The organism is Pseudomonas sp. ABa2 (genome assembly GCF_056676075.1).
Genome location: NZ_CM155239.1, coordinates 529,417 through 541,550 on the forward strand (window position 1 = coordinate 529,417; position 12,134 = coordinate 541,550).

Consider the following 12,134-nt stretch of genomic DNA (forward strand, 5'->3'; position numbering starts at 1 on the left):
GTCTATAAAGTTGTTCCATTAAACTCGGAGTCCTCACGTAACTCCGTTTTCCGAGGATGTGCCATGGCCGATTACCAAGCCCCCCTGCGCGACATGCGCTTCGTGCTCAATGAAGTTTTCGAAGTCTCCAAGCTCTGGGCCGAGCTGCCGGCCCTGGCCGAGGTGGTCGATGCCGAGACCGCCAGCGCCATCCTCGAAGAAGCCGGCAAGGTCACCGCCGGCAGCATCGCCCCGCTGAACCGCAGCGGTGATGAAGAGGGCTGCTCCTGGGACAACGGCGCGGTGAAGACCCCGGCCGGCTTCCCCGAGGCCTACCAGACCTACGCCGAGGGTGGCTGGGTCGGTGTCGGCGGCTCGCCGGAGTTCGGCGGCATGGGCATGCCCAAGGTGATCGGCGCCCAGGTCGAGGAAATGGTCAACTCGGCCAACCTGTCCTTCGGCCTGTACCCGATGCTGACCGCCGGCGCCTGCCTGTCGATCCTCAACCACGCCAGCGAAGAACTGAAGGCGCAGTACCTGCCGAACATGTATGCCGGCGTCTGGGCCGGTTCCATGTGCCTGACCGAGCCGCACGCCGGCACCGACCTCGGCATCATCCGCACCAAGGCCGAACCCCAGGCCGACGGCAGCTACAAGGTCAGCGGCACCAAGATCTTCATCACCGGCGGGGAACACGACCTGACCGAGAACATCATCCACCTGGTGCTGGCCAAGCTGCCGGACGCCCCGGCCGGGCCGAAGGGCATCTCGCTGTTCCTGGTGCCCAAGGTGATGGTGGGTGCCGACGGCTCGCTGGGCGAGAAGAACGCCGTTTCCTGCGGCTCCATCGAACACAAGATGGGCATCAAGGCCTCGGCTACCTGCGTGATGAACTTCGACGGCGCCACCGGCTACCTGGTGGGCGAAGTGAACAAGGGCTTGGCGGCCATGTTCACCATGATGAACTACGAGCGCCTGGGCGTTGGCATCCAGGGCCTGGCCCTGGGCGAGCGCAGCTACCAGAGCGCCGTGGAATACGCCCGCGAGCGCATCCAGAGCCGTGCGCCGACCGGCCCGGTGGCCCAGGACAAAGCTGCTGACCCGATCATCGTGCATCCGGACGTGCGCCGCATGCTGCTGACCATGAAGGCGCTGAACGAGGGCGGTCGCGCCTTCTCCAGCTACGTCGCCATGCAGCTCGACACCGCCAAGTACAGCATCGATCCGGCCACCGCCAAGCGTGCCGAGGAACAGGTGGCGCTGCTGACCCCGGTGGCCAAGGCCTTCCTCACCGACATGGCGCTGGAAACCACGGTGCACGGCCAGCAGATCTTCGGCGGCCACGGCTTCATCCGCGAGTGGGGCCAGGAGCAGCTGGTGCGCGACTGCCGCATCACCCAGATCTACGAAGGCACCAACGGCATCCAGTCGCTGGACCTGATGGGGCGCAAGATAGTCGGCAGCGGCGGCAGCTACTACAAGCACCTGGCCGACGAGATCAAGGCCTTCATCGCTTCGGCCGATGCCAATCTCGACGAGTTCACCAAGCCGCTGGCGGCTGCCGTGCAGAACCTGGATGAGCTGACCGCCTGGGTGCTGGACCGCGCCAAGAACAACCCCAACGAGATCGGCGCCGCCTCGGTGGAGTACCTGCAGGTGTTCGGCTACACCGCCTACGCCTATATGTGGGCCTTGATGGCCCGCGCGTCGCTGGGCAAGGAAGGGCAGGACGAGTTCTACGCCAGCAAGCTGGGCACCGCACGCTTCTACTTTGCCCGCCTGCTGCCGCGCATCCACTCGCTGAGCGCCTCGGTCAAGGCCGGTAGCGAGAGCCTGTACCTGCTGGACGCCGCGCAGTTCTAAGCGCCTCCGGCGACACCCAAAAGCCCCGGCCCCAGTGCCGGGGCTTTTGCGTTTTCGCCCCCTGGTGCGCCGCGCACACCAGGCCCATCGCCGATTTGTCGCTGCTAACGCTAAAAATCCTATAGCCCCAGGCATTCGCCCCGCAGGCCGCGGGCTTGGCGTGCCTGCAGCTTTTTCCTCGCCAGCGACGACAAAAAACATAATTTCGCGAATCCCTCGCGCTGCACAGAATGCGGCCAACACCCAGCGGCTAGCCGCGACAGCACAACAACAACGATCAGCGTCCGAGGAACCCTGCCATGACCGACCTGAATCAAACTGCCTTTCAGCCCTATCGGGATGCGACGGCCGTGCCCGCGGCAATCGACACCCTGGTGGTCGGCGCCGGCCAGGCCGGCGTGGCCGTCAGCGAGCACCTGAGCAAGCTCGGCGTGCCGCACCTGGTGCTGGAGAAGAACCGCATCGCCGAAGCCTGGCGCAGCGGGCGATGGGATTCGCTGGTGGCCAACGGCCCGGCCTGGCACGACCGTTTCCCCGGCCGGGAATTCGACCTCGACCCCGACGCCTTCGCCGCCAAGGACCAGGTGGCGGACTACTTCGAGGCCTACGCCCGCCAGTTCGACGCGCCGATCCGCACCGGCGTGGAGGTGCGGCGCGTGCGGCGCAACCCCGACCGCGCCGGCTTCACGGTGGAGACCTCCGCCGGCGTGATCCAGGCCAACCGCGTGGTCTCCGCCACCGGCCCCTTCCAGCGCCCGGTGATCCCGGCTATCGCGCCCAAGGACGAATCGCTCTACCAGATCCACTCGGCCGCCTACCGCAACCCGCAGCAGCTTCCGGAGGGCGGCGTGCTGGTGGTCGGCGCCGGCTCCTCGGGGGTGCAGATCGCCGACGAGCTGATGCGCGCCGGGCGCCGCGTCTACCTCTCGGTGGGCCCGCACGACCGGCCGCCGCGCAGCTACCGCAACCGCGACTTCTGCTGGTGGCTGGGCGTGCTCGGCCTGTGGGACGCCGAGGCCGCGCAGCCGGGCAAGGAGCACGTGACCATCGCCGTCAGCGGCGCGCGCGGCGGCGAGACCATCGATTTTCGCCGCCTGGCGCAGCAGGGCATGACCCTGGTCGGCCTGACCCAGGCGTTCGACGGCGGCCTGGTGCGCTTCCAGGACGACCTGGCGGACAACCTGGCGCGCGGCGACGAGAACTACCTGGCGCTGCTCGATGCCGCCGACGCCTATATCGCCCGCAACGGCCTCGACCTGCCGGAGGAGCCCGAGGCGCGCCGGATCTACCCGGACGCCGAGTGCATCCGCCAGCCGATTCGCGAACTCGACCTGGCCGCCGCCGGCATCGCCTCGATCATCTGGGCCACCGGCTACGCCGTGGATTTCAGCTGGCTGCAGGTCGACGCCTTCGACGCGGCGGGCAAGCCGCGGCATCAGCGCGGCGTGTCCAGCGAACCCGGGGTGTACTTCGTCGGCCTGCCCTGGCTGTCGCGCCGCGGCTCCACCTTTATCTGGGGCGTGTGGCACGACGCCAAGCACATCGCCGATCACATCGCCACGCAGCGCAAGTACGCCGAGTACCGCGACCCCGCGCAGCGTCAGGCCAGCACCCTCCAACAAGCCGCCTCCTGGGAGTAAGTCGATGCCTACCCATACCCGCATCCGCATGTTCAACACCAAAGACACCTACCCGAACCAGAGCCTGGACAACGACCTGTGCCAGGCCGTGCGCGCCGGCAACACCGTGTACGTGCGCGGCCAGGTCGGCACCGACTTCGAGGGCCGTCTGGTCGGCCTCGGCGACGCCCGCGCGCAGACCGAGCAGGCGATGAAGAACGTCAAGCAGCTGCTGGAAGAGGCCGGCAGCGACCTGTCGCACATCGTCAAGACCACCACCTACCTGATCGACCCGCGCTACCGCGAGGCGGTCTACCAGGAGGTCGGCAAGTGGCTCAAGGGCGTGTTCCCGATCTCCACCGGCCTGGTGGTCTCGGCCCTCGGTCAGCCGCAGTGGCTGATGGAGATCGACGTGATCGCGGTGATCCCGGACGACTGGCAACGCTAAGGAGCCGCCCATGACCTTTTCCATCGTCGGCCGCTGCGCCGAAACTGGCCAGCTGGGCATCGCCATCAGCTCGTCGAGCATCGCCGTCGGCGCGCGTTGCCCCTGGCTGCGCGCCGGGGTCGGCGCGGTGGCGTCGCAGAACGTCACCCTGCCGGCCCTCGGCCCGCAGATCCTCGATTTGCTCGAGGCCGGCCACGAGCCCGCCGCGGCGCTGGACCAGGCCCTGGCCCGCAACGGCTACAGCCAGTACCGCCAGGTCGCGGTGCTCGACGGCCAGGGCCGCAGCGCGCTGTTTTCCGGCAGCCAGGCGCTCGGCGTGCATAACGCCCTGGCCGGCGAACAATGCGTGGCCGCCGGCAACCTGCTGGCCTCCGCGGCGGTGATCGAGGCGCTGGTCAGCGCCTTCGAACAGAGCCCGGGGCAACTGGCCGAGCGCCTGCTGGCGGCGATGCACGCGGCCATGGCCGCCGGCGGCGAAGCCGGGCCGGTGCATTCGGCGGCGCTCAAGGTGGTCGGCGACCTGACCTGGCCGATGGTCGACCTGCGCGTCGACTGGGCCGAGCAGGACCCCATCGGCGAGCTGGACAAACTCTGGCAGGCCTATGCCCCGCAGATGCAGGACTACCTGACCCGCGCCCTCGACCCCACCGCCGCGCCCAGCTATGGCGTGCCGGGGGACGAGTAGGGCGGACGATGATCTGGCATTGCTTGGTGGATGGATGAAGCGTCATCCACCCTACGAATTGCCCGCGTGATGCCCAGTAGGGTGGACGACGCTTCTTTCGTCCACCAGCCCTTCGAGCCCCATTTTTTCAGGGAAAACAGCCCATGTTCACCAGTCGCGACCTGCTCGCCCGCCTGATCGCCTTTCCCACCGTCAGCCGCGACTCCAACCTGGCGTTGATCGATTTCGTCCGCGACTACCTGGAGGGCCTCGGCCTGAGTTGCGAGCTGGACTACAACGCCGAGCGCAGCAAGGCCAACCTCCATGCGCGCATCGGTCCGGCCGGCGGCGGCGGGGTGATGCTCTCCGGGCACAGCGACGTGGTGCCGGTGGACGGCCAGGCCTGGAGCGTGCCGGCCTTCGCGCTGACCGAGCGCGACGGCCTGCTGTACGGCCGCGGCGCGGCGGACATGAAGGGCTTTATCGCCTGCGTGCTGGCCGCCGTGCCGCGCTTGCTCGCACGACCGTTGCGCCGGCCGCTGCATATCGCCTTCTCCTACGACGAGGAGGTCGGCTGCCTCGGCGTGCGCAGCCTGGTCGAACGCCTGCGCGCCAGCCCCGAGCGCCCAGCCATCTGCCTGATCGGCGAACCCACCGAGATGCGCCCGGTGCTCGGCCACAAGGGCAAGCTGGCGATGCGCTGCCAGGTGCACGGCGCCGCCTGCCACTCGGCCTACGCGCCGCAGGGGGTCAACGCCATCGAGTACGCCGCCAAGCTGATCGGCAGGCTCGGCGAGATCGGTGCGCAGCTGGCCGCGCCGGCGCGCCGCGACACGCGTTTCGACCCGCCCTATTCGACGGTGCAGACCGGCCTGATCCAGGGCGGCCGGGCGCTGAACATAGTCCCGGCCGAATGCCAGTTCGACTTCGAGGTGCGCGCGCTGCCGGCCGACGATCCGCAGCAGGTGGCGCGTGATCTGCGCGCCTACGCCGAAACCGAGCTGCTGCCGCAGATGCGTGCGGTGAGTGCGGCCAGCGCCATCGAGTTCCAGGCGTTGTCGGCCTACCCGGGCCTGGCCACCGACCCGCAGGGCGAGGCCGCCGAGCTGCTGGCGCTGCTCAGCGGTTCGCGGGATTTCAGCACCGTGGCCTTCGGCACCGAGGGCGGGCTGTTCGACGAAGCCGGCATCGCCACGGTGATCTGCGGCCCCGGCAGCATGGAGCAGGGCCATAAACCCGACGAGTTCGTCAGCCTGGCCCAGCTGGACGCCTGCGACGCGCTGCTGGCGCGGCTGGCGCAGTGGCTGCAGCAGGACGCCTGAAACGCCCACGGATGGCATCCGGGCCAGTTAGCCTGGATGCCATCCGGGAGCCTTCGCAACCACCGCCTACAGGTGGGCGCAGAACGCCGGCGCCGTCTGCCAGTGGTCGTTGAGGCCATCGACACAGCGGATCGGGATGCGTGCCAGCGCCTCCTCGCTCAGCCCTTCCAGGCAACCGATATTGACGCCGTACATAGTTCCGATGGGCGTGTCGTTGCCGATACCGAAGGCGCGTACGCCACAGTGCTTGCAGAACAGATGCTGGTTCTTGCGGCTATGGAAGCGGTACTCGCTCAGCATGTCCGCGCCAGCCAGCAGGCGAAAGTCCTCGGGTCTGGCCACCGCGACCCAGAAGCGCGTGCGCCGGCAGATCGAGCAGTTGCAGCGGTAGGAGTCCTGTTCGAGATCGAGCTCGGCCTCGAACTGCACGGCGCCGCAATGGCAGCTGCCGCGATAGGTCTTGAGCATGGCGGCGTCTCCGGGCGACAGACCTGGAGGCAAGCCTAGACCGCGCGCGGCGCCTGGGCAAAGCGCCGCTCCTGGTCGAGGGAGAGTGCGCTGCTGCGGTCCGGGCATCACGCATCTTGCCAGCCTGCTATGTTGGCGCGGCGCTGGGTGCCGGCGCCGATGCCCGGCCGAATGGTCCAGCCCCTAGCCCCTGTCTCCCGCCGCCAACTGCTCCTTGCAGTAGTCGACGAACAGCTGCGCCGGCTTGGTCAGTTGCGCGCGCTTGAGCCAGGCGGCGACCAGGCCGGAGCCGCTGACCTCTTCGGCGATGTCCACCATCACCACCTTGCGCCCGTCGTAGGTGCATTCCGAGTGCGGGCGGGTGACCAGCAGGGAGAAGCCGAAGCCCTGGCCGACCATGCCGCGCACCATCTCGATCGACGGCGAGCTGAAGACGATGTTGGGCGTCAGGCCCAGCTCCTCGAACAGGCTGACGAAGTAGGTGCGGCTCGGCAGCACGTCGAGCAGGATCATCGGTTCCAGGCACAGGTCGCGCAGTGACACCTGGGCCTGGCCGGTGAAGCGGTGGCCTTCGGGGAGCAGGGCGTAGGGTTTCTGCGGCGCCATCAGCGGTTCGCTGTCGATGGTGGCGTCGAGGTCGTGGGCGTAGAGGATGGCCAGGTCGAAGCGCCCGGCGGTCAGGCCCTGCACCAGCTCCTGCTGCTCGCCGTCGCGGATGCGGATCTCCACCCCGGGGTAGAGCGCGTTGAAGCCGGCGATCAGGCGCGGCAGATAGAGCGGGGCGACGGTCTCGAAGCAGCCGATATCGATCTGCCCGGCGATCACGTCGTTGTCGGCCAGGGCGTTCTGCTCGAACTCGCGGGCCATGCGCAGCAGTTCCTGGGCCTTCTTGTAGAAGCGCGCGCCGCCCGGTGTCAGCGACACGCCCTGGGCATGGTGGCGGATAAACAGCTGCAGGCCGAAGCTGTCCTCCAGGCCCTTGATCGCGGTGGAGATCGACGGCTGGGCGATATACAGCTTGCGCGAGGCCTCGGCCACGCTGCCGCATTCCACGGTGGTCACGAAGTACTTGAGCTGACGCAAGGTGTAGGTGGCCATTGGGCTCCTCCGGCGCGGATCTGCAGACCCGTCTTGTCATGGATTTCCAGGCCTCAACATACTCCAGCGCCCGTCGCCAGCAGCCCAGTTTTTTCATAAGTCGCGAGCATATATTTACTAATTTCGCTGTTTTCCCCCCTGCGCCACCATCGACCTCGACAACAACAAGGGCCGCCCATCACGGCCGTGGCGAGGATCGAGGCGATGTTGCAACTCTCCGACTGGCAGCAGCGGGCTGCCGCCCAGGCTTTCCCCACCGGCGCACTGATCGACGGGCGTCTGCGCCCGGCCGCATCCGGCGCCAGTTTCGCGTCGATCAACCCGGCGACCAACAAGCTGCTGGCCAATGTCGCCGCCTGCGACGGCGCCGATGTCGACGCCGCCGTGGCCAGCGCCCGCCGCGCCTTCGAGCAGGGCCCCTGGCCGCGCATGGCGCCGCGCGAACGCAAGGCGGTGCTGCTGCGCCTGGCCGAGCTGATCCTGGCCCACCGCGAGGAGCTGGCGCTGCTCGATTCGCTGAACATGGGCAAGCCGGTGCTGGATGCCTACAACCTCGACGTGCCGGGCGCCGCGCAGGTCTTCGCCTGGTACGCCGAGGCGCTGGACAAGCTCTACGACCAGGTCGCGCCCACCGCCAGCAATGCCCTGGCCACCATCGGCCGCGAACCGCTGGGGGTGATAGGCGCGGTGGTGCCGTGGAACTTCCCCCTCGACCTGGCCGCCTGGAAGCTGGCCCCGGCGCTGGCCGCCGGCAACTCGGTGGTCTTGAAGCCCGCCGAGCAGTCGCCGTTCTCCGCCCTGCGCCTGGCCCAGCTGGCGCTGGAGGCTGGCCTGCCGGAAGGCGTGCTCAACGTGGTGCCGGGCCTGGGCGAGAGCGCCGGCAAGGCCCTCGGCCTGCATATGGATGTCGACTGCCTGGCCTTCACCGGCTCCACCGAGGTGGGCAAGTACTTTATGGCCTACGCCGCGCAGTCGAACCTCAAGCAGGTGTGGCTGGAATGCGGCGGCAAGAGCCCCAACCTGGTGTTCGCCGACTGCCAGGACCTCGACCTGGCGGCGGAGAAGGCCGCCTTCGCCATCTTCTTCAACCAGGGCGAGGTGTGCTCGGCCAACTCGCGGCTGCTGATCGAGCGCTCCATCCACGACCAGTTCGTCGAACGCCTGCTGGCCAACGCGCGCGACTGGCAGCCGGGCGACCCGCTGGATCCGGCCAGCCGCATGGGCGCCATAGTCGAGGCGCGGCAGACCGAACGGATCATGGCCTTTATCGACCAGGCCCAGGGCGAGGGCGCGCGGCTGGCCTGCGGCGGCCAGCGCCTGCGCGTGGGCGGCTCGGACAACTTCATCACCCCGACCATCTTCACCGGCGTGCGGCCGCAGATGCGCCTGGCCCGCGAGGAGGTGTTCGGCCCGGTGCTGGCGGTGACCGCCTTCGACAGCGAGGACGAGGCCCTGCGCCTGGCCAACGACAGCTGCTACGGCCTGGCCGCCTCGCTGTGGACCGACGACCTCAACCGCGCCCACCGCGTGGCCCGGCGCCTGCGCGCCGGCACCGTGTCGGTGAACACCGTGGATGCCCTCGACGTCTGCGTGCCGTTCGGCGGCTGCAAGCAGTCCGGCTTCGGCCGCGACCTGTCGCTGCACGCCTTCGACAAGTACAGCCAGCTGAAAACCACCTGGGTTCAACTGCGCGGCTGAGCCGCGCGCGGGCCCGTCGTTCCACCTGTCACAACAACAAGATTGCAGGAGAACCACCATGATCGATCCCGATATCAGCCTCGCTTCCACCCTGGCCACGGAGCGGCCCGTCGCCAAGTCCCGGGCCCGCCTCGGCCTCGGCGCCCTGCTCGCCGTGGCCATCGGCCTGGTGGTGTCGCAGGGCGTGATGGTGCTGATGCTGCAGGGCGCCGGCATCGCCGGGCTGGGCTTTCTGATCCCGCTGACCCTGGCTTTCTTCCTCGCTCTGACCTACGTCATGTCGTTCTCCGAACTGGCGCTGATGATTCCCCGCGCCGGCAGTCTGAGCAGCTACACCGAGGTGGCCCTGGGGCACTTCCCGGCGATCCTCGCCACCTTCTCCGGCTACGTGGTGGTGGCGATGTTCGCCTTGTCGGCCGAGTTGCTGCTGCTCGACCTGATCATCGGCGAGGTCTACCCCGGGGTGTTCCCCAGCATGAGCATCGCCTATGGCGTGCTGATCCTGTTCACCCTGCTCAACCTGCTCGGCATCGACCTGTTCGCCCGCCTGCAGTCGGCCCTGGCGCTGGTGATGGTAATCGTGCTGCTGGCCCTGGGCCTGACCGCGGTGACCGGCAGCGGCAGCCAGCCGGCGCTGGAGGGGGTGCTGAGCAACGACTGGAACCCGCTCGGCGCCGGGGTGCTGACCCTGGTGGCGCTGGCCATCTGGGGCTTCGTCGGCGCCGAGTTCGTCTGCCCGCTGGTGGAGGAATCCAAGCAGCCGGAGCGCAACATTCCCTGGTCGATGATGCTCGGCGTCGGGGTGATCTTCGTCACCATCGCCCTGTACTCCATCGGCGCGCTGTTCTACGTGCCGCAGGCGGAGCTGGCCGGCGCCGCGCTGCCGCACTACCTGTTCGCCACCGCGCTGCTCGGCGAGGGCGGCAAGATCTTCCTGGTGATCGCCGCGGTCACCGCCACCTGCAGCACGGTCAACACCTCGCTGGCGGCCATCCCGCGCATGCTGCTGGGCATGGCGGTCAACGGCCAGGCCTTCCCGCAGTTCAAGCGGCTCAGCAAGCGCTTCAACACGCCCTGGGTGGCGGTGCTGTTCGTCGCCGCCATCACCGGCGCACCGGTGCTGCTGATGGGCGACGACCCGGGCGCCATCGGCCTGCTGCTGCTGGCCGCGGCCATCGCCTGGCTGCTGGCCTACATCATCTGCCACCTCGACGTGATCGCCCTGCGTCGCCGCTACCCGGACCTGGCGCGGCCGTTCAAGACGCCGTTCTACCCGCTGCCGCAGCTGCTCGGCATCGCCGGCATGCTGGTGTCGATCTACTACGTATCGCCCAGCCCGGAGATGACCGCGCGCATCTTCTACAGCGCCGGCGCGGTGCTTGGCCTGGTGTCGCTGATCGCGGTGCTGTGGATCAAGCTGGTGATGCGCAAACCGCTGTTCACCCCGGAGCCGCTGGAGCAGGTGCTGGCCCGTAACTAACCGATTTTCCGCCGGGGCCCGGCCCCGGCACCCGACAACCCATCGAGGCGAGGTCACTGCCATGACAGTCCCCCACATCCCCAGCCGTACCACCCGCGACTATCAGCAACTGGACGCGGCCCACCACATCCATGCCTTCGTCGACCAGAAGGCGCTGAATGCCGAAGGCCCGCGGGTTATGGTGCGCGGCGAAGGCCTGCAGCTGTGGGACAACGACGGCCAGCGCTACCTCGACGGCATGTCCGGCCTGTGGTGCACCAACCTCGGCTACGGCCGCAAGGACCTGGCCGCCGCCGCCAGCCGCCAGCTGGAGCAGCTGCCGTACTACAACATGTTCTTCCACACCACCCACCCGGCGGTGGTGGAGCTCTCCGAGCAGCTGTTCAGCCTGCTGCCGAGCCACTACAGCCACGCCGTCTACACCAACTCCGGCTCGGAGGCCAACGAGGTGCTGATCCGCACCGTGCGCCGCTACTGGCAGATTGTCGGCAAGCCGCAGAAGAAGGTGATGATCGGCCGCTGGAACGGCTACCACGGCTCCACACTGGCCAGCACCGCGCTGGGCGGGATGAAATTTATGCACGAGATGGGAGGACTGATTCCCGATATTGCGCATATCGACGAACCCTACTGGTTCGCCGCCGGCGGCGAGCTGAGTCCGGCCGAATTCGGCCGGCGTTGCGCGCTGCAGCTGGAGGAGAAGATCCTCGAACTGGGCGCCGAGAACGTCGCAGCGTTCATTGCCGAGCCGTTCCAGGGCGCCGGCGGCATGATCTTCCCGCCGGAAAGCTACTGGCCGGAGATCCAGCGCATCTGCCGCCAGTACGACGTGCTGCTGTGCGCCGACGAGGTGATCGGCGGTTTTGGCCGCACCGGCGAGTGGTTCGCTCACCAGCACTTCGGCTTCCAGCCCGACACCCTGTCCATCGCCAAGGGCCTGACCTCGGGCTATATCCCCATGGGCGGTCTGGTGCTCTCCAAGCGCATCGCCGACACCCTGGTGGAGCAGGGCGGGGTCTATGCCCACGGCCTGACCTACTCCGGCCACCCGGTGGCGGCGGCGGTGGCCATCGCCAATATCAAGGCGCTGCGCGACGAAGGCGTGGTCGAGCGGGTCAAGGTCGATACCGGCCCCTACCTGCAGCAGTGCCTGCGCGAGGCGTTCGCCGGCCACCCGCTGATCGGCGAGATCCAGGGCAGCGGCCTGGTCGCGGCATTGCAGCTCAGCGAGGACCCGGCCAGCCGCACGCGCTTCGCCAACGAAACCGAGCTGACCTGGCGCTGCCGCAGCATCGGCTTCGACAACGGCCTGATCATCCGCGCCACCGGCGGGCGCATGATCATGGCCCCGGCGCTGGTGGCCACGCGCAGCGACCTGGACGAGCTGGTCAGCAAGACCAAGCTGGCGGTGGACCAGACCGCGCGGGAGATCGGCGTGCTCTAGCGGCCAGCGTGGCAGGACCGAGGCGCAGCTTCGAAGGGGCTGCGCCTTTTT

The 12,134-nt window shown here is 68.3% G+C and carries 10 protein-coding genes; 8 read left to right on the forward strand and 2 right to left on the reverse strand.

From position 1 onward, the window contains the following. Positions 1-63: 63 nt before the first annotated feature. From AC1G9C_RS02525 to argE, 5 genes are all read left to right on the forward strand, one after another. On the forward strand, positions 64-1,842 hold the full coding sequence (locus tag AC1G9C_RS02525) for an acyl-CoA dehydrogenase C-terminal domain-containing protein (RefSeq protein ID WP_480409365.1): 1,779 nt from the start codon (positions 64-66) through the stop codon (positions 1,840-1,842). 299 nt (positions 1,843-2,141) lie between these two features. Next, positions 2,142-3,482: a flavin-containing monooxygenase gene (locus AC1G9C_RS02530; RefSeq protein ID WP_480409366.1), complete on the forward strand. Its 1,341-nt coding sequence runs from the start codon at positions 2,142-2,144 to the stop codon at positions 3,480-3,482. Between the two features lie 4 nt (positions 3,483-3,486). Further along, positions 3,487-3,909 carry a RidA family protein gene (locus AC1G9C_RS02535; protein WP_021442260.1) on the forward strand — a complete coding sequence of 141 codons (423 nt, stop codon included), beginning with the start codon at positions 3,487-3,489 and terminating at the stop codon, positions 3,907-3,909. Positions 3,910-3,919: 10 nt separating this feature from the next. Then, positions 3,920-4,594, forward strand: coding sequence for a DUF1028 domain-containing protein (locus tag AC1G9C_RS02540; RefSeq protein ID WP_122110194.1), 675 nt, complete (start codon positions 3,920-3,922; stop codon positions 4,592-4,594). A gap of 143 nt (positions 4,595-4,737) precedes the next feature. After that, on the forward strand, positions 4,738-5,895 hold the full coding sequence (argE, locus tag AC1G9C_RS02545) for an acetylornithine deacetylase (protein ID WP_480409367.1): 1,158 nt from the start codon (positions 4,738-4,740) through the stop codon (positions 5,893-5,895). A 66-nt stretch (positions 5,896-5,961) separates the two neighbouring features. Here the strand turns inward: argE and AC1G9C_RS02550 are convergent, their stop codons facing one another. Both AC1G9C_RS02550 and AC1G9C_RS02555 read right to left on the reverse strand, forming a co-directional pair. Next, positions 5,962-6,363 carry a GFA family protein gene (locus AC1G9C_RS02550; RefSeq protein WP_480409368.1) on the reverse strand — a complete coding sequence of 134 codons (402 nt, stop codon included), beginning with the start codon at positions 6,361-6,363 and terminating at the stop codon, positions 5,962-5,964. 183 nt (positions 6,364-6,546) lie between these two features. Then, positions 6,547-7,461, reverse strand: a complete 915-nt coding sequence (locus AC1G9C_RS02555) for a LysR substrate-binding domain-containing protein (protein ID WP_122110197.1) — start codon at positions 7,459-7,461, stop codon at positions 6,547-6,549. A gap of 204 nt (positions 7,462-7,665) precedes the next feature. On the opposite strand from AC1G9C_RS02555, the gene AC1G9C_RS02560 reads away from it, so the two are divergent. From AC1G9C_RS02560 to AC1G9C_RS02570, 3 genes are all read left to right on the forward strand, one after another. Further along, the gene (locus AC1G9C_RS02560) at positions 7,666-9,159 is read left to right on the forward strand and encodes an aldehyde dehydrogenase (protein ID WP_480409369.1); all 1,494 of its coding nucleotides are present in this window, start codon (positions 7,666-7,668) and stop codon (positions 9,157-9,159) included. Positions 9,160-9,217: 58 nt separating this feature from the next. Continuing rightward, positions 9,218-10,639: an APC family permease gene (locus AC1G9C_RS02565; protein WP_480409370.1), complete on the forward strand. Its 1,422-nt coding sequence runs from the start codon at positions 9,218-9,220 to the stop codon at positions 10,637-10,639. Between the two features lie 61 nt (positions 10,640-10,700). Then, a complete protein-coding gene (locus tag AC1G9C_RS02570) occupies positions 10,701-12,083 on the forward strand; it encodes an aspartate aminotransferase family protein (protein WP_480409371.1) in 1,383 nt (460 codons plus the stop codon). Positions 12,084-12,134 lie beyond the last annotated feature (51 nt).

Coding starts and splice junctions, on each gene's coding strand:
- AC1G9C_RS02525 (WP_480409365.1), top strand. CDS start 64: ATGGCCGATTACCAAGCCCCCCTGCGCGACATGCGCTTCGTGCTCAAT.
- AC1G9C_RS02530 (WP_480409366.1), top strand. CDS start 2,142: ATGACCGACCTGAATCAAACTGCCTTTCAGCCCTATCGGGATGCGACG.
- AC1G9C_RS02535 (WP_021442260.1), top strand. CDS start 3,487: ATGCCTACCCATACCCGCATCCGCATGTTCAACACCAAAGACACCTAC.
- AC1G9C_RS02540 (WP_122110194.1), top strand. CDS start 3,920: ATGACCTTTTCCATCGTCGGCCGCTGCGCCGAAACTGGCCAGCTGGGC.
- argE (WP_480409367.1), top strand. CDS start 4,738: ATGTTCACCAGTCGCGACCTGCTCGCCCGCCTGATCGCCTTTCCCACC.
- AC1G9C_RS02550 (WP_480409368.1), bottom strand. CDS start 6,363: ATGCTCAAGACCTATCGCGGCAGCTGCCATTGCGGCGCCGTGCAGTTC.
- AC1G9C_RS02555 (WP_122110197.1), bottom strand. CDS start 7,461: ATGGCCACCTACACCTTGCGTCAGCTCAAGTACTTCGTGACCACCGTG.
- AC1G9C_RS02560 (WP_480409369.1), top strand. CDS start 7,666: ATGTTGCAACTCTCCGACTGGCAGCAGCGGGCTGCCGCCCAGGCTTTC.
- AC1G9C_RS02565 (WP_480409370.1), top strand. CDS start 9,218: ATGATCGATCCCGATATCAGCCTCGCTTCCACCCTGGCCACGGAGCGG.
- AC1G9C_RS02570 (WP_480409371.1), top strand. CDS start 10,701: ATGACAGTCCCCCACATCCCCAGCCGTACCACCCGCGACTATCAGCAA.